Annotated in this window: 1 protein-coding gene; it reads right to left on the reverse strand. The window is 66.7% G+C overall.

The window, feature by feature from the left end; translation table 11 throughout:
* A partial coding sequence (locus U8525_RS34655) for a transposase (protein WP_374271002.1) occupies nucleotides 1-255 on the reverse strand: 255 nt, incomplete at both ends.

The following is a 255-nucleotide window of genomic DNA, read 5'->3' on the forward strand; positions in this document are numbered from 1 at the left end:
GCGCTCCACCATCTGCCGACCATTGAGTAGCAGGTGCCAGCGGTCCGCGACCTGCTGGGCGCCGGGCGCTCCGAGACTCGCCGCTCGTGCGTACTCGGTGGAGCGGTCCCTGGCGATGAGTTCGACGCCTGGGTGCTCGCGCAGCCATGCAGCAATAGTTGGTGCCGAGCGGTCAGGCAATAGGTCGACGACGCGGTGTGCTTCCAAGTCGACAAGGATGGTGCCGTAGGTGCGGCCTTTTCGCAGGGCCCAGTC

It is taken from the genome of Corallococcus sp. RDP092CA (assembly GCF_041903675.1).
GTDB lineage: Bacteria > Myxococcota > Myxococcia > Myxococcales > Myxococcaceae > Corallococcus.